At 59.1% G+C, this 16,035-nt stretch carries 16 protein-coding genes and 1 pseudogene; 15 read left to right on the forward strand and 2 right to left on the reverse strand.

Annotation, left to right across the window (positions count from 1 at the left end):
* The first annotated feature begins 138 nt into the window (after positions 1 to 138).
* The 5 genes from ACOTTU_RS15935 (at position 139) to metK (ending at position 5,459) form a co-directional block, all read left to right on the forward strand.
* Positions 139 to 1,173: a PhoH family protein gene (locus ACOTTU_RS15935; protein WP_425659491.1), complete on the forward strand. Its 1,035-nt coding sequence runs from the start codon at positions 139 to 141 to the stop codon at positions 1,171 to 1,173.
* A 30-nt stretch (positions 1,174 to 1,203) separates the two neighbouring features.
* Positions 1,204 to 1,701, forward strand: coding sequence for an rRNA maturation RNase YbeY (gene ybeY / locus ACOTTU_RS15940; protein WP_425659493.1), 498 nt, complete (start codon positions 1,204 to 1,206; stop codon positions 1,699 to 1,701).
* Positions 1,702 to 1,738: 37 nt separating this feature from the next.
* Complete coding sequence (locus tag ACOTTU_RS15945) at positions 1,739 to 2,635, forward strand: hemolysin family protein (protein WP_425659859.1); 897 nt, start codon at positions 1,739 to 1,741, stop codon at positions 2,633 to 2,635.
* 32 nt (positions 2,636 to 2,667) lie between these two features.
* Positions 2,668 to 4,188: an apolipoprotein N-acyltransferase gene (lnt, locus tag ACOTTU_RS15950; protein WP_425659495.1), complete on the forward strand. Its 1,521-nt coding sequence runs from the start codon at positions 2,668 to 2,670 to the stop codon at positions 4,186 to 4,188.
* Positions 4,189 to 4,274: 86 nt separating this feature from the next.
* Positions 4,275 to 5,459 carry a methionine adenosyltransferase gene (gene metK / locus ACOTTU_RS15955; protein WP_298915030.1) on the forward strand — a complete coding sequence of 395 codons (1,185 nt, stop codon included), beginning with the start codon at positions 4,275 to 4,277 and terminating at the stop codon, positions 5,457 to 5,459.
* A 75-nt stretch (positions 5,460 to 5,534) separates the two neighbouring features.
* Here the strand turns inward: metK and ACOTTU_RS15960 are convergent, their stop codons facing one another.
* Positions 5,535 to 6,455: a response regulator gene (locus ACOTTU_RS15960; protein ID WP_425659497.1), complete on the reverse strand. Its 921-nt coding sequence runs from the start codon at positions 6,453 to 6,455 to the stop codon at positions 5,535 to 5,537.
* Positions 6,456 to 6,588: 133 nt separating this feature from the next.
* On the opposite strand from ACOTTU_RS15960, the gene trmB reads away from it, so the two are divergent.
* From trmB to rpsA, 5 genes and pseudogenes are all read left to right on the forward strand, one after another.
* Positions 6,589 to 7,290, forward strand: coding sequence for a tRNA (guanosine(46)-N7)-methyltransferase TrmB (trmB, locus tag ACOTTU_RS15965; protein WP_425659499.1), 702 nt, complete (start codon positions 6,589 to 6,591; stop codon positions 7,288 to 7,290).
* An 83-nt stretch (positions 7,291 to 7,373) separates the two neighbouring features.
* Positions 7,374 to 8,726: a 3-phosphoshikimate 1-carboxyvinyltransferase gene (gene aroA, locus ACOTTU_RS15970; protein WP_425659501.1), complete on the forward strand. Its 1,353-nt coding sequence runs from the start codon at positions 7,374 to 7,376 to the stop codon at positions 8,724 to 8,726.
* A gap of 6 nt (positions 8,727 to 8,732) precedes the next feature.
* Positions 8,733 to 9,350, forward strand: a complete 618-nt coding sequence (locus tag ACOTTU_RS15975; RefSeq protein ID WP_425659503.1) for a (d)CMP kinase — start codon at positions 8,733 to 8,735, stop codon at positions 9,348 to 9,350.
* A 115-nt stretch (positions 9,351 to 9,465) separates the two neighbouring features.
* The gene (locus ACOTTU_RS15980) at positions 9,466 to 10,011 is read left to right on the forward strand and encodes a hypothetical protein (RefSeq protein WP_425659504.1); all 546 of its coding nucleotides are present in this window, start codon (positions 9,466 to 9,468) and stop codon (positions 10,009 to 10,011) included.
* A gap of 217 nt (positions 10,012 to 10,228) precedes the next feature.
* Positions 10,229 to 11,926, forward strand: a pseudogene (gene rpsA / locus ACOTTU_RS15985) (30S ribosomal protein S1); the annotation flags it as partial.
* A gap of 75 nt (positions 11,927 to 12,001) precedes the next feature.
* Here the strand turns inward: rpsA and ACOTTU_RS15990 are convergent.
* Complete coding sequence (locus tag ACOTTU_RS15990; protein ID WP_425659505.1) at positions 12,002 to 12,592, reverse strand: chemotaxis protein CheB; 591 nt, start codon at positions 12,590 to 12,592, stop codon at positions 12,002 to 12,004.
* 361 nt (positions 12,593 to 12,953) lie between these two features.
* Between ACOTTU_RS15990 and ihfB the strand changes: the two genes are divergently transcribed.
* From ihfB to trpB, 5 genes are read left to right on the forward strand one after another with little or no spacing between them, the layout of a single operon-like run.
* The gene (gene ihfB / locus ACOTTU_RS15995; RefSeq protein WP_298915052.1) at positions 12,954 to 13,238 is read left to right on the forward strand and encodes an integration host factor subunit beta; all 285 of its coding nucleotides are present in this window, start codon (positions 12,954 to 12,956) and stop codon (positions 13,236 to 13,238) included.
* The gene (locus tag ACOTTU_RS16000; RefSeq protein ID WP_298915055.1) at positions 13,238 to 13,588 is read left to right on the forward strand and encodes a LapA family protein; all 351 of its coding nucleotides are present in this window, start codon (positions 13,238 to 13,240) and stop codon (positions 13,586 to 13,588) included. Before ihfB ends, ACOTTU_RS16000 begins: the two co-directional genes overlap by 1 nt.
* A gap of 45 nt (positions 13,589 to 13,633) precedes the next feature.
* Positions 13,634 to 14,278: a phosphoribosylanthranilate isomerase gene (locus tag ACOTTU_RS16005; RefSeq protein WP_425659508.1), complete on the forward strand. Its 645-nt coding sequence runs from the start codon at positions 13,634 to 13,636 to the stop codon at positions 14,276 to 14,278.
* On the forward strand, positions 14,275 to 14,724 hold the full coding sequence (locus ACOTTU_RS16010; RefSeq protein ID WP_298915059.1) for a GNAT family N-acetyltransferase: 450 nt from the start codon (positions 14,275 to 14,277) through the stop codon (positions 14,722 to 14,724). Before ACOTTU_RS16005 ends, ACOTTU_RS16010 begins: the two co-directional genes overlap by 4 nt.
* Positions 14,725 to 14,738: 14 nt before the next feature.
* Entirely contained in the window at positions 14,739 to 15,971 is a 1,233-nt protein-coding gene (gene trpB, locus ACOTTU_RS16015; protein WP_425659510.1) for a tryptophan synthase subunit beta, read from the forward strand.
* Positions 15,972 to 16,035: the final 64 nt, after the last annotated feature.

Genomic DNA, 16,035 nt, shown 5'->3' on the forward strand with positions numbered 1-16,035 from the left:
TAGCTATCGAAAAAGCTCAGGGCGCACCGCAATGATCGGCGCGCCCTTTCTTATGCCAGTATTTGTTCCAATTTTTGTGAATTTAATGTGGTTGCGCTTGCGCTGCCGCTGTGTAATTGGCACCGTCCGAACAACCCCATGCCCGAGGATCAGCGATTGGCTGTCAGCGACCAAAGTTCCCAAGAAGCTCTGAGTGCCGCGCCCGGTGGCAAAATCGAATTTCCTGACAATCGTCTGCTCATTGATCTGTGCGGCCCCTATGATGCTCATCTGGCGCAAATCGAAAAGGCGCTGGGGGTTCAGATTGTTCGGCGCGGCAACCAGCTGAACGTCTTGGGGGAGGGGGATGTACGCAGTGACGCGCTGCGTGTCCTGCATGCGCTTTACGCGCGGCTCGAAGCGGGTCGCGTGGTCGAGCCCGCGGATGTGGACCGCGAGTTGCGCATGGGCCCGTTCGAGGAGGCGACCGGCACTCAGGACGGTGATCAGCTGGAAATGCCAATCGGCAACCGGATCGAGATACAGACCCGCAAGAAACGGGTCGAACCGCGTACCGATGCTCAAAAGGCCTATGTGCAGTCGCTGTTTGAGAACGAACTTGCCTTTGGCATTGGCCCGGCGGGGACCGGCAAAACCTATCTGGCGGTTGCTGTCGGCGTCTCCATGTTTCTTGCGGGTCAGGTCGACAAGATCATCCTATCGCGTCCTGCGGTTGAAGCCGGTGAGCGGCTGGGGTTTCTGCCCGGCGACATGAAGGACAAGGTCGACCCCTACATGCAGCCCCTTTACGATGCTTTGGGGGATTTTCTACCGGGCAAGCAACTGGCCAAACTCATCGAAGAAAAGCAGATCGAAATTGCGCCGCTGGCTTTCATGCGCGGACGGACGCTTTCGAACGCCTTTGTGGTTCTGGATGAGGCGCAAAATGCCACCTCCATGCAGATGAAGATGTTTCTGACCCGCCTCGGAGAGGGCTCGCGCATGGTGATCACCGGCGACCGGACCCAAATTGATTTGCCGCGCGGTGTGTCTTCGGGCCTTTCGGATGCTGAACGTTTGCTGAAAACGATCCCGAAGATCAGTTTCAACTATTTCACGTCGAAAGATGTTGTGCGCCACCCCTTGGTTGCGGCGATCATCGAGGCTTATGAAGCCGACACACCACCGGCGTAACGGCGTGGCTTTGAAGCGCAGGGCAAATTCATGCTTGAGGTTCTGATCGAAGCCGATGGGTGGGCGCAGGTGCCGCTGGAATCTCTCGCCGGAAGCGCCGTGACGGCAACGCTTGGCAAAGTTGGTATCGCCCCGGAAGATGCAGAAATTTCGCTGCTGGCGTGCAGCGACGCGCGCATCGCCGATCTGAATTCGGAATTTCGCGACAAAACAACCGCTACAAATGTATTGAGTTGGCCGGCTGTGGACCTCGCACCCGATGTTGACGGTGCCCGTCCCAAGGCGCCGGAACGTGATTTCGACGGGACATACGAGCTCGGTGATATCGCCATCGCCTTTGAAACCTGCCTGCGCGAAGCAGCCGAAATGCAAAAATCTATGGAAGATCACGTAACCCACCTTATCGTTCACGGCCTGTTACATCTTTTGGGATATGATCACGTCCGTGACCGCGATGCCACGCTCATGGAGGCATTGGAAACCGAAATACTTGGCAAACTGGGTCTCGATGACCCATATAGGAACTGATCGGCCCGAGAGCCGAGCCATTCTAGAACAGGACCCAATGGGCGACAACGACGGACAGTCTGAAGCAGCGCAACGCGCGCATGTCGACACTGACACCTCCCCCGAACCAGAATCTTCCAGGCAAGGCGGCTTTTTCAGTCGCGTGATCGAAGCGCTCAGCCCGAGCGAATCCGATGCAGTCATTTCTGCATCGCCCGTCGCGATGGATCGCCCGCAGACACATGGCATGATCAATCTGCGCCGCATGCGGGTTGAAGACGTCTCGATGCCCAAGGCAGACATCACCGCAATTCCCGCGACCTCATCGCTGGAAGAAGTGGTCGCGATATTCAAGGAAAGCGGGCTGACCCGTCTGCCGGTCTATGATGGCACATTGGACACGCCGATTGGGCTTTTGCACCTTAAGGACCTTGCGCTCACCCATGGGTTCAATGGCGATACCCATGATTTCGACCTGCGAGCCATGTTGCGCCCGCTGCTGTTTGTGCCCCCGTCCATGACCATAGGCGTGCTGCTGACCAAGATGCAGGCGGAGCGCCGCCACATGGCATTGGTGATTGATGAATATGGGGGCGTAGATGGTCTGGTCACCATCGAGGATTTGATCGAACAGGTCATCGGTGAGATCGAAGACGAGCACGACGTGGACGAAGGCCTCTACTGGACCGAGGAAAAACCCGGATGCTACCTCGCGCTGGCGAAGACACCGCTGGAGGATTTCGAGGCAGAAATCGGGCAATCCCTGACCGACCATGACGAAGTGGACGAAGAAGAGATTGATACACTGGGGGGCCTCGTTTTCATGTTGTCGGGCCGGGTGCCTGCGCGTGGCGAAGTGGTGCCGCACCCGGACGGTCCCGAATTTGAAGTGCTTGACGCAGATCCCCGACGGATCAAGCGCCTGCGCGTCCGCGTTGCATCGCCCGCGTCGTGACGCGCAGGGCTGTATCTCAGCCGGAAAAACCCTTGGCGTGGTTTTCGAGACTGCCCAGAATATATCGTGTTGCCGTTGCCGCCTTGCTTGGGGCAGTGGCCCCGCTGGGTCAGGCACCTTACGATCAACCGCTGGTGATGTTGTTGGTGTTCTCCCTTGCCTTTGTACTGATGCGTCGCCAGAGCCGGAGGAACGATGCGGCGCTGATTGGCTGGGCCTTTGGTGTCGGATACTTCAGCGTTGCACTGATTTGGATTATCGAACCCTTCCAGATTGACCCGGACAGGCATGCCTGGATGGCGCCTTTCGCGCTTGTTTTCATGAGTATGGGCCTAGCGCTCTTCTGGGGAGGAGCCTTCGGGTTGGCGCGGCAGCTTTCGAGCCGGACGTGGCCCCTGATCCTGACATGGACAGCCGCAGAAGCTCTGCGGGCCTATCTCTTTACCGGATTTCCCTGGGCAAGCCCTGCTCAGGCTCTGGTGGACGGAATCGCCGGTCAAAGCCTCGCTTGGGTCGGACCGCATGGCGTGACGCTTTGGCTGATGTCTCTGGCATGGGCTCTTTCGTTCCCGGCCGCGTATCGGGGACGCAAGGTTATGCGCGTGGGTCAGGCGGGTCTGCTTTGCAGTGCGATCGGCCTGTTTTACCTACCGCCATCAGCAGCGACCGCGCTCTTCACCGGGCATTGGGTACGGCTTGTTCAACCGAATGCAGCGCAGCACCTGAAGTGGCAGCCGGAGTTCGCACAGCAGTTTTTCGAATCTCAGCTCTCTTTCACCGCAGCGCCGACAACCGGAGGCACCCCGACACCCAGCCTGACGGTTTGGCCAGAGACCTCCATCCCCTGGTCGTTGGAAACGGCGGCGCCGGTTCTGTCCCAGATCGCCGCGACAGCGCAGGGTCGTTTCACCGCTTTGGGTCTTTTGCGCCGCGAGGAAACATCTGTTTTCAACAGCATGGCGGTCCTTGATGGCGACGCGCTTGAACCTCAGGTTTATGATAAGCATCATCTGGTCCCCTTTGGCGAATACATCCCCTTTGGGCGTTTTGCAGCCAAACTCGGGCTCAGCGGTCTGGCGGATACGGCGGGTACGGGTTTTGCGAGCGGAACCGGCCCCGAACTACTTGACTTCGGTCCATTGGGGCGCGGCTTGCCATTGGTTTGTTATGAGGCGGTGTTTGCCCATGATGTCAATGCAAGCCCCGACCGGCCCGATTTTCTGCTTCAAATCACGAACGACGCCTGGTTCGGTCGCAACATCGGACCTCAGCAGCATTTGGCGCAGGCCCGTATGCGCGCGATAGAGCAGGGATTGCCACTGATGCGCGCAGCCAACACGGGCATTTCGGCGATGATTGATCCCCAAGGGCGCATTATTGCGAGCTTGCCGATGGGTGTTTCGGGGTTTGTGGATGCGCCGCTTCCCAGACCCATGCCGCCAACCCTCTACAGCCGCACCGGTGATATCCCGATTGTCATATTACTCGTCATTGGGCTGGTGACCGCCAAACTCTGGCCCGGCCCGGGGGGTGTGCGCTCAATTAGAGATTGACGGTCGTATTCGGTGCACGTAAGCACGCCCGAACGTGTGGCAACGGCTTCCTGGCGCGGCACGATTTCTTTTAAATGGAGCGATACATGTCCCGAAAAAACTACATCTTTACGTCTGAATCGGTATCCGAGGGCCACCCGGACAAGGTTTGTGACCGGATTTCTGATGCAGTGTTGGATGCCTTTCTTGCAGCCGAACCGGAGGCCCGTGTCGCCGCCGAAACTTTTGCGACAACCAATCGGGTCGTCATCGGTGGTGAGGTTGGACTGTCAGATCAGGATGCGCTCAAGGAGTACATGGGCCGTATCGAAGATATCGCGCGCGCCTGCATCAAGGATATCGGGTACGAACAGGATAAATTTCACCATGCAACCTGTGAAATTACCAACCTGCTCCATGAACAATCCGCTCACATCGCTCAAGGCGTCGATGCCAGCGGCGACAAGGATGAAGGTGCCGGTGACCAGGGGATCATGTTCGGCTTTGCCACCAGGGAAACCCCTGAACTGATGCCCGCACCCATTCATTATGCGCATGCGGTCCTGCGGCGGTTGGCCGAGGTGCGCAAGAACGGGACCGAACCCACCCTGCGCCCTGACGCAAAGAGCCAGCTGTCTGTGCGATATCAAGATGGCAAGCCGGTGGGCGTAAGCTCGATCGTTTTGTCAACGCAACACGCGGATGAAAACCAGAGCTCAGATGACATTCGGGCCATTGTGGAGCCCTACATTCGTGAAGTTCTGCCAAGCGGCTGGATCACCGATGAAACCGAGTGGTGGGTGAACCCGACGGGTACTTTTGTTATTGGCGGCCCGGATGGCGATGCTGGATTGACGGGGCGAAAGATTATCGTGGACACCTATGGCGGCGCCGCGCCACACGGCGGCGGCGCGTTTTCGGGGAAAGATCCCACCAAGGTGGACCGTTCCGCAGCTTACGTCGCGCGCTATCTGGCGAAAAATGTGGTCGCCTCCGGAATGGCGGAAAAATGCACGATCCAGCTGAGTTACGCGATTGGTGTCAGTAAACCCCTTTCGATCTATTGCGATACGTTCGGAACGGGTGAAGTGGGGGATGGAGAGATCGAGCAGGCCATTGGCAAGATCATCGACCTGACCCCGCGGGGCATTCGTGAGCATTTACAGCTAAACCGACCCATCTACGCGCGGACGGCAGCTTATGGGCATTTCGGCCGGGCACCTGATGCGGACGGTGGCTTTAGTTGGGAAAAGACCGATCTGGTGGATGCTTTGAAAGCTGCAATCCAGTAGCCAACGGGCGGCTAGCAAGCAAAGGGCAAATATCACCTTGATTGCGGCGCCAGCCAGGGACCGTCAACTCTGGCGCTATCTGGATTTTCGGAATACGCCCGGGCGTTTCGCTTTGACCTTCGGGTCGGACGACTGACGCGATGCGTCTTTGTTTCCCTGAGAGGATTTTAGCCGCCGAGGCTTGATTGCATTGATATCGCCCGGAGAGGATGGCGCCGCGACAGATTCCGCGAGCGCGTCCTCTTTGGAGCCGATGTCGAGGCCCAGGGCGCTGGCGGTCGATTGACCTGCAAAAGTTTGCTGCGACAAATCCGTTCCCTGATATCGCTCAAGGTCATCGAGAAATTCCCAAAGGCGCATGCAGGATTTTTCAATCCGGCCAAAACGTTCAGCGCTTTGCTCTTCGGACAGGGACGGCGCCTCTCGCAAGTCGCGAATCTGACGCATCATGCGACTGACAACAGGTTTGATTTCATTGGCACATTCGGTAGAGAATCGCTCGAGAACCGATTCCATCTGCTGACGCTTTGCATCCTGCGTTTCAATACCAATGGATAGATGTGATTTCTGCAAGGCGTTGATCGAGGCGCGGCGGAAAGCGGCGGGGGACAGGTCATCTTTTGTTATGTAGTCACTGCATCCGCGCTTAAGAGCTTCGATCGCGACTTCATTCTGATCGTCACCCGTGATCATGATGGTCGCAGCCTGACGGTTTTTAGGATCAAGCCTCACTGCGTCCAATGCCTGGAGCCCGTTACCATCGGGAAGATTGTAGTCCAGCAGGATCAGGTCAAAGTGATCCCTTTGCAGCATCGTGCCCATTGTTTCCAGGCAATCCGCTTCCGCGACATGGGTCTCAAATTCGAGCCCGCCGATCAGACGGATCAGGCGCGCACGATCAAAGCGTTGGTCATCCACCACGAGAATGCTGGCGAACTCCGGCAGGACCGTTGCATCGGGCCGGACCTTCGCATGTATCTTTCCAATCTGGCTCAAACTGAAGCCTCCCTTTTGGGCCTGCCACCGCACGGCAGATGTCTATGCCTTCCGCCTTAATTCCGGGTAAATCAGCCCGTATTGCCTGCTGCTTGCCATTGAAAACCCGTCCCGACCGGGCTAAGGCGCGGCCATGACACACAATATTCGTCCTCGTCGCAATTTTTATGGCCGTCTCAAGGGCAAGACTTTGAAGCAGTCGCAAAAGGGGTATCTTGAAGAAGATCTCATGGCTTTGTCGCCGGGACCGGTCACCTGGGACGAGAACCCGGGGCGAACGCCTCTTGAACTCAAGGCGCGTTTTGACGGCAAACCCGTCTGGCTTGAGATTGGCTTTGGCGGTGGCGAGCACATGGTGCATCAGGCGCAGCAGAATCCAGACGTCGGGCTGATCGGTGCCGAGCCTTACATCAACGGCGTCGCCATGCTGCTGGGCAAAATCAGACGGGCAGGCACGGATAACATTGCCGTCCACGCCGGTGATGCGCGGGATCTCTTTGACGTCTTGCCCGAAAATGCGATTGACCGCGCCTTTCTGCTCTATCCGGATCCCTGGCCAAAAACCCGGCACCACCGTCGTCGCTTTGTTACGCGGGAACATCTGGAACCTTTGGCGCAGGTGATGAAGCCCGGTGCCCTTTTCCGTGTCGCCACGGATATTGAGGATTACGTGCGTCAGACCTTGGAAGAAGTGCCTCGCTATGGGTTCGAGTGGTTGGCGCAGCGACCGCAAGATTGGCGCGACCCCTGGGATGACTGGATTTCCACCCGCTATGAACAAAAGGCGCTACGCGAGGGGCGAACGCCTCACTATCTGACGTTTCAAAAGACCTGATAGCGATAACGGGTTAGGGGCTGGACCCTGACCTGCACAGCCGCTAAGCCTCTGCCAATATCAACGCAGATTTGAGACCGAACATGTCCAGCCACGGTGCGCCGATCCCGATGACTTCCCACCCTTGCGGGCCTCTTTCTGGCAACGCAGACGTGCCGGGCGATAAATCCATTTCGCACCGCTCGCTGATCCTGGGGGCGTTGAGCGTCGGCGAAACCAAAATAGCCGGGCTGCTGGAAGGGCAGGACGTTCTGGACACGGCCAAGGCCATGCGGGCATTTGGCGCGGAAGTCACCGACCATGGGGGCGGGAACTGGACGGTCAATGGCGTCGGGGTTGGTGGATTTGCGGAACCAGATCAGGTGATTGACTGCGGCAATTCCGGCACCGGGGTGCGGCTGATCATGGGCGCGATGGCGACATCCCCGATCAGCGCGACCTTCACTGGGGATGCGTCCCTGAACGGTCGGCCCATGGCCCGGGTCACCGATCCTTTGGCGCTCTTCGGCACGCAGGCCCATGGCCGTGCGGGCGGGCGTCTGCCCATGACACTGGTGGGGGCGGTCGATCCCTTGCCGGTTGAATATACGGTGCCGGTGCCCTCGGCGCAGGTCAAGTCAGCGGTGCTGCTGGCGGGGCTTAATGCGCCAGGAAAAACCGTAGTCATCGAAGCCGAAGCGACGCGCGATCATACCGAACGGATGCTTGCGGGCTTTGGCGCGGACATCACGGTTGAGCAAACAAACGCGGGCCGCGTGATCACCCTGACCGGTCAGCCGGAGCTGAAACCCCAGAAAATTGACGTTCCGCGCGATCCGTCTTCGGCGGCGTTTCCGGTCTGTGCGGCGCTGATCGTGCCGGGATCGGACGTGCTGGTGCCGGGCATTGGTCTGAATCCAACGCGCGCCGGGCTTTATGCCACGCTGCGCGACATGGGCGCCGATCTGACCTACGAGAACGAGCGCATCGAAGGCGGCGAGCCGGTGGCGGACCTGCGCGCGCGCTTCTCGCCCGACCTGAAAGGCATTGAGGTGCCGCCCGACCGGGCTGCCAGCATGATTGACGAATACCCGGTGCTGTCTGTGGTGGCCGCCTTCGCCGAAGGTCAAACTGTGATGCGCGGCGTGAAAGAGCTGCGCGTCAAGGAAAGTGACCGGATCGACGCGATGGCCGTTGGTCTGCGCGCCAATGGCGTCGCGGTGGACGAAGGGCCCGATTGGTGGACGGTCACAGGGCTTGGGCATGGCAATGTACCGGGGGGCGCTACCGCTGCAAGCCAGCTTGATCACAGGATTGCCATGTCTTTCCTGATCCTCGGCATGGCCGCGCAAAAGCCGGTGAGCGTCGATGACGGCGGGCCCATTGCCACGTCTTTCCCGATTTTCGAGCCGCTGATGACGGAGCTTGGGGCGCAGCTTGTGCGCGATGCCCAATAGTCGTTGATGGCCCGGGCGTTCACCATCGCAATTGACGGTCCGGCGGCGGCGGGCAAGGGGACCCTCTCCAAAGCCGTCGCGGCGCATTTCGGCTTCGCCCATCTGGATACGGGGCTTTTGTACCGTGCTGTCGGGGCCAAACTGCTTTTGGGCATGGATGCTGTCATGGCGGCCCGCACATTGACAACCGATGACCTTCAGGCAGAGGATTTGCGCAGCCCCGAAGTGGCCCAAGCCGCCAGCAAAGTGGCCGTGATCGCCGATGTGCGCAGCGCCTTGCTCGATTTTCAACGCAGTTTTGCAAGACGGGCAGGGGGCGCTGTTTTGGACGGCCGGGATATCGGCACGGTGATCTGCCCGAATGCGGAGGCCAAGCTCTTTGTGACCGCCAGCGCCGAAGTGCGTGCGGACAGACGGTTCGCCGAACTGGCGGCTTCCGGTTCGGCCATCAGCCGGGCGCAGGTGCTGGCCGATGTGAAAGAACGCGATGCTCGCGACCGCGACCGGGCTGAGGCCCCGCTGAAGCCCGCGGCGGACGCGATCCTTATAGACACCTCTGACATGGACATTGACACGGCTGTTGCCGAGGCGATTGCCGCGATCGAGGCCCGTCTGGCGGACTGAAAGCACAACGCTTTCCCTCAGACAGAGATGTTGCAAAGTGATCACCAAAGGGTGCTTGGCTTTTGAGGTCAGACGCCGTTAGCCTGATTGAAATCAGACGGTGAAAGGCTCAATTATGGTACGGATGCTCATGGTGCTGGCGGTTTCAGCGATGTGCAGCGCTGCAATGGCGCAGCAAACGGAAACCCCCGAGGCGGTGCCAAGCCCGGAGCCGCCCATGACAATCCAGCGGCTGGCCGAGATCATTCTCAACATCGATGAGGACGCGCAGCTGCGCGGGTCGGCTATTGAATTCACAGTTCAAGACATTCCAGTGATCGTTGTTGCTGATCCGCGTGCGGACAGGATGCGGGCGATGGTGCCTATTCGTTCTGCCGAAGGGTTGAAAGCCGAAGAGTTGATGCGCCTGATGCAGGCCAATTTCGACACCGCTCTTGATGCGCGCTATGCCGTGGCGCAGGGACGGCTTTGGGGCGTGTTCATTCACCCGCTATCGCCGTTGGGGCAGGACCAGTTCCTGTCGGCTCTGGCGCAGACGGTGAATGTCGCGCGCACTTATGGTCAGACCTATTCAGGCGGGGCGCAGGTTTTTGGCGGGGGTGACAGCAATGGCATCTTTCAGGAGTTGCTGGACGAGTTGCGCAAGGGGCAAGCCCTTTGACGGCTCCTTGCCGCCACGCGCTCCAATAGCGCGGGCAATATCCGGTTAAGACTTGCAGACAGGGGCGTTTGGGCCTATAGCGACACCCGTTGAAGCGGGGAAAACACCCGTAAGGGCGAGCAGGGTCGGATTCTCCGGCCCTGATTTTGTTTGAGACGCTTCGGCCAACTGCAATCCAAAGACCGGCGGAGACAACCGCGCGGCCAGACACAACGTACAAAGGAACACGACCTACATGGCGCAAAACGCAACTATGGAAGACTTCGAAGCCCTTCTGGAAGAAAGCTTCGAAATGGACACACCCGAAGAAGGGTCTGTTGTCAAAGGCAAAGTCATCGCAATCGAAGCGGGCCAAGCCATCATCGACGTCGGCTACAAGATGGAAGGCCGCGTTGAGCTCAAAGAATTCGCAGATCCGGGCGAAGCCCCCAAAATCGAAGTTGGCGATGAGGTTGAAGTTTTCCTCCGTCAGGTCGAAAGCTCGCGTGGCGAAGCTGTCATTTCCCGCGAAATGGCCCGCCGCGAGGAAGCCTGGGATCGTCTGGAAAAAGCATATGCTGACGAAGAGCGCGTTGAAGGCGCCATCTTCGGTCGCGTCAAAGGTGGCTTTACGGTTGATCTTGGCGGTGCTGTGGCCTTCCTGCCCGGCTCACAGGTTGACGTGCGCCCCGTGCGCGATGCCGGCCCTCTGATGGGTCTGAAACAACCGTTCCAGATTCTGAAAATGGACCGTCGCCGGGGCAACATCGTTGTGTCGCGTCGTGCGATCCTCGAAGAAAGCCGTGCCGAACAGCGCGCCGAAGTGATCGGCAACCTGACTGAAGGCCAGACGGTCGACGGTGTGGTCAAGAACATCACCGAATACGGTGCCTTCGTTGATCTGGGTGGTGTTGACGGGCTGCTGCACGTCACCGACATGGCATGGCGTCGCGTGAACCATCCTTCCGAAATCCTGACAATTGGCGAGACCATCAAGGTTCAGGTCATCAAGATCAACAAGGACACGCACCGGATTTCCCTCGGTATGAAGCAGTTGCAGGAAGATCCATGGGATCTGGTGGCCGCGAAATACCCGCTGGAATCCACGCATACCGGCCGCGTGACCAACATCACCGACTACGGTGCCTTTGTTGAGCTTGAAGCTGGTGTCGAGGGCCTCGTGCACGTCTCTGAGATGTCCTGGACCAAAAAGAACGTCCATCCGGGCAAGATCGTGTCGACCTCTCAGGAAGTCGAAGTCATGGTTCTGGAAATCGACGGTGCCAAGCGCCGCGTGTCTCTGGGCCTGAAACAGACCATGCGCAACCCGTGGGAAGTCTTTGCAGAGACACACCCCGAGGGCACAGAGGTCGAAGGCGAAGTCAAGAACATCACCGAATTCGGTCTGTTTGTTGGCCTCGACGGCGACATCGACGGCATGGTGCACCTCTCCGATCTTTCCTGGGACGAGCGGGGCGAGGATGCGATCCAGAACTACCGCAAAGGCGACATGGTGCATGCGGTTGTCTCCGAAGTGGATGTTGAGAAAGAGCGCATTTCGCTGTCCATCAAGAACGTTGGCGGTGACAAGTTCGCAGAAGCGGTGGGTGGCGTGAAGCGCGGCTCCATCGTGACCGTGACCGTAACGGCCATCGAGGATGGTGGTGTCGAAGTGGAATATGAGGGCATGAAATCCTTCATCCGCCGCTCCGACCTCAGCCGTGACCGTGCAGAGCAGCGCCCAGAGCGTTTCTCGGTTGGTGACAAGGTCGACGTGCGCATCACCAATGTGGACAACAAGACCCGTCGTCTTGGCGTCTCCATCAAGGCGCGCGAGATCGCCGAAGAGAAAGAAGCCGTGGAACAATACGGATCGTCGGATTCCGGTGCGTCCCTTGGCGATATCCTTGGCGCGGCGCTCAAAGGCGACGAATAAGTCCCCAAAGACGCTTTATGAATGACAAAAGCCCCGCATCGCGCGGGGCTTTTTTTTTATGGCCGCCGTATCGGTTCAGGCCGGACCCGGGGGCGCGGTGCCGATGGTCTCATCCAGCCAGCTGCCAAGATCTTCAGCCGACAGGATCTGTTGTGGGTGATCCATCAGGATCACGCTGAGGGGCATGCTTTCGAAGGTCGCGTCCTCGGGGTTTTGCACAATCGTTTGCCCACCCATGTCATAGACAACCTGCGCGCCGCGGGTGCCATCATTCATTGTGCCTGACAGCACGACCGCGATGGCTTTCTCCTTGTATTCCGCCGCCAGCGTCATGAACAATCCATCAATTGAGGGCCGAAAACCGGAATCGCGCACAGGCTCGGACAACCTGACCCTGCCATCGCGAAAAAAGGCGTGGGTTGCCCCGGGAACGACGTAGATTTGCCCGGTCCTGAGGGCTTCACCATCCTCAAGTCGTTTGATGGCAAGCGGGCTGCGGATTTGCAGGACTTCTGTCAGGTTGGAGGAGGGTTCGCTGTGCATGGCAATCACCACCGGCGCGCCCAGGTTCGCAGGCAGGCAGGACAGCAGGGCGCGAATGGCCTTGATCCCGCCCGCTGATGCGCCGATGGCAACGACAAAGCCCTGTTCTGTATGCGAGGTCATTTTGGGCTCCCACCGATCAATTTCAACCGTAGGGAGAAAGGTGCAGGGCTGCAAGCGGGCTGTTTCATGTTTCGGGGACCGGGGGGATGCGGCATCGACACAAGGCCCGCAAACAGACCGCCTGTCACGCCCTCCGGTGCTCCGAATCATACATGGGCGCTGCGCTGCGGCGCATGGTTTGGGGCGGTCGCGCATATGCTCGACCGCAGGTCAAGGTAAAAAACATCACAAATACAGGGTCTTCCTTGGCAAAAAACACCAATCCATGAAAAGGCTGACTTTTCGTAGGCGGGGAAACTTCCTATAGTTTTTCGAGAAAGGGCGCGTCAAAGCTGCCCGACAACCATCAGGGGGTGTCTAAATGATCCGGTCAGAACTGATCCAGAAGGTCGCCGACGAAAATCCACATCTTTATCAAAGAGACGTTGAGCGCATCGTCAACACCATCTTTGAAGAGGTGACGGGCGCGATGGCGCGCGGGGATCGGGTCGAGCTTCGCGGGTTCGGCGCATTTTCCGTCAAGAAGCGTGACGCCCGCGTCGGGCGGAACCCACGTACGGGTGAGACCGTTCACGTGGAAGAGAAACACGTTCCTTTCTTCAAGACCGGTAAACTGTTGCGTGATCGTCTGAACGGAAAATCCTGATGCGTTATATCCGCTACGCCTGTATCGCCACCTTTGCGGTGGCTTTGATATCGGTGGCTGTGGCCAACCGGCAGATGGTGTCCCTGCAACTGATCCCGTCGGAAGTGGCGGGGTGGTTCTCTTTGAATCCTGGTATTCAGTTGCCGCTCTTCATCGTGATTTTTGGCGGGATCATCGCAGGCCTGTTGGTGGGCTTTGTCTGGGAGTGGGTGCGGGAACACAATCAACGCGCCGAAGCCGCGCGGCAGGCGCGCGAGATGCGACGTCTGCAACGCGAAGTCGCCAGGCTGAAAGGCGAAAAGCACGAAGGCAAGGACGAGGTTCTGGCCCTGCTCGACGAAGCAAGCTGAACGCCCTCTCTTGATCCTGCGCCGATTGCATGATCAAACGCGGCCATGTCCAAAGCTGTCTCAGTCAAGATTTGCGGTCTTCGAACCGCCGAGGATGTCGCGGTAACCGCCGCGGCCGGAGCGGCCTGGTGCGGGTTCAATTTTTTTGCCAAATCTCCGCGCTCGGTGTCATTGGACGAAGCGCGCGCGCTGGCGCTTGAGGCACCTCTGGGCCTTGCCAAGGTGGCGCTGACCGTTGATGCGGATGATGCGTTTCTGGACGATCTGGTGGCCAAAGTGCCCTTGGATATGCTGCAGCTTCACGGCAAGGAGACGCCCGAGCGGGTCGCCCAGGTCAAGGCGCGCTATGGGCTGCCGGTGATGAAGGCGGTGGGCGTGGCCGATGCCGGCGACCTTGTCGCCATGGAGCCCTATCTGAAAGTGGCCGATCAGATTCTGGTCGACGCCAAGCCGCCCAAAGACAGTGTGCTGCCCGGTGGCAACGGTCTGCCGTTCGACTGGCGTCTGATCGCCGGACGGCGCTGGCCGATCCCCTGGATGCTGGCCGGTGGCCTGACAGCGCAGAATGTGGCACAGGCCATTGCCATGACCGGTGCCGAACAGGTGGATCTTGCTTCCGCTGTGGAAAGCGCACCGGGTGTGAAGGACCCCGACTTGATCCGTGCTTTCATGCGGGCGGTCCAGCCATGAGCATCACCTTCCGCCCCGCCATGCGCGACGAGGTTGCCGCCGTGATCGCTCTGCTTGAGGACGATGCGCTGGGGGCCACCCGTGAAGGCAGCGCGCTGGAAACATATCTGGACGCTTTTGACCGAATGACCGAGGAGGGCAACAATCACCTGATCGTCGGCTGTGATGACGGGCGTGTTGTGGCCACCTATCAACTGACCTTTATCTCCGGCCTGTCGCTGCGGGCCGCGCGTCGGGCGCAGATCGAAAGTGTCCGTGTGTCCAGCGCGTTGCGGGGTCAGGGCATCGGCCATCTGATGATCGAAGATGCGGTAGCCCGTGCGCGCGCGGCAGGGTGCAGCCTGATCCAGCTGACCATGAACAAAAGCCGCACTGATACCGCACGTTTCTACACCGACCTTGGCTTTACGCCCTCGCACATCGGGTATAAACGCAACCTCACGTAACAGGAGTGCGCGGGATGGCGAACGATCTTTTCAATTCTTTCATGACCGGCCCGGATGAGAACGGTCGTTTTGGTGATTTTGGCGGGCGCTTTGTCTCCGAGACGCTGATGCCGCTGATCCTGGAACTGGAAGCGCAATACGAAAAGGCCAAGACCGACGACAGTTTCTGGGCGGAGATGAACGACCTCTGGACTCATTACGTGGGTCGCCCCAGCCCGCTCTATTTTGCCGAACGGCTGACCGATCATCTGGGCGGTGCCAAGGTCTACATGAAGCGCGATGAACTGAACCACACAGGCGCGCATAAGATCAACAATGTGCTGGGCCAGATCATCCTCGCCCGTCGCATGGGCAAATCCCGCATCATCGCGGAAACCGGCGCGGGCCAGCACGGTGTGGCCACCGCCACCGTCTGCGCCAAATTCGGTTTGAAATGTGTGGTCTACATGGGCGCGCATGATGTTGAACGACAAGCGCCCAATGTGTTCCGCATGCGCTTGCTGGGGGCCGAAGTGGTGCCCGTAACTTCCGGCCGTGGCACGCTTAAGGACGCCATGAACGATGCGCTGCGTGACTGGGTGACCAATGTGCGCGACACCTTCTACTGCATTGGCACCGTTGCAGGGCCCCATCCATACCCGGCGATGGTCCGCGATTTTCAGGCGATCATCGGCAAGGAAGTCCGCGATCAGATGACCGCCGCCGAAGGCCGGTTGCCCGATACCGTGATCGCCGCAATCGGGGGCGGGTCCAACGCCATGGGTTTGTTCTTTCCTTTCCTCGACGACAAGGAAGTGGGCATCATCGGCGTCGAAGCGGGCGGCAAGGGCGTGAATGCCAAGATGGAGCATTGCGCGTCTCTGACCGGTGGACGCCCCGGCGTGTTGCACGGCAACCGGACCTATCTTTTGCAGGACGACGACGGTCAAATCCTGGAAGGCTTCTCGATTTCCGCGGGCCTCGATTACCCCGGCATCGGGCCGGAACACGCGTGGCTACATGAAATCGGGCGTGCGAAATATGTTTCGATCACCGATGTTGAAGCGCTTGAAGCCTTCCAATTGTCCTGCGAGCTGGAGGGTATTATCCCCGCACTGGAGCCTAGCCATGCGCTCGCCCATGTGATGAAAATCGCCCCTGATCTGCCCAAGGATCATATCATCTGCATGAACATGTGCGGGCGCGGCGACAAGGACATCTTTACGGTCGCCAAAGCGCTTGGTTTCGAGATGGGCGAATTCGCCTGATCGCTTCACTCATTTCGCGTGTTCCCAAAGGCAGCGCCGAAACGGCGCTGTCGCATGGCCGTTC

Origin of the sequence: Roseobacter sp. EG26, from assembly GCF_049830555.1 — a bacterium.
Taxonomy (GTDB): domain Bacteria; phylum Pseudomonadota; class Alphaproteobacteria; order Rhodobacterales; family Rhodobacteraceae; genus Roseobacter.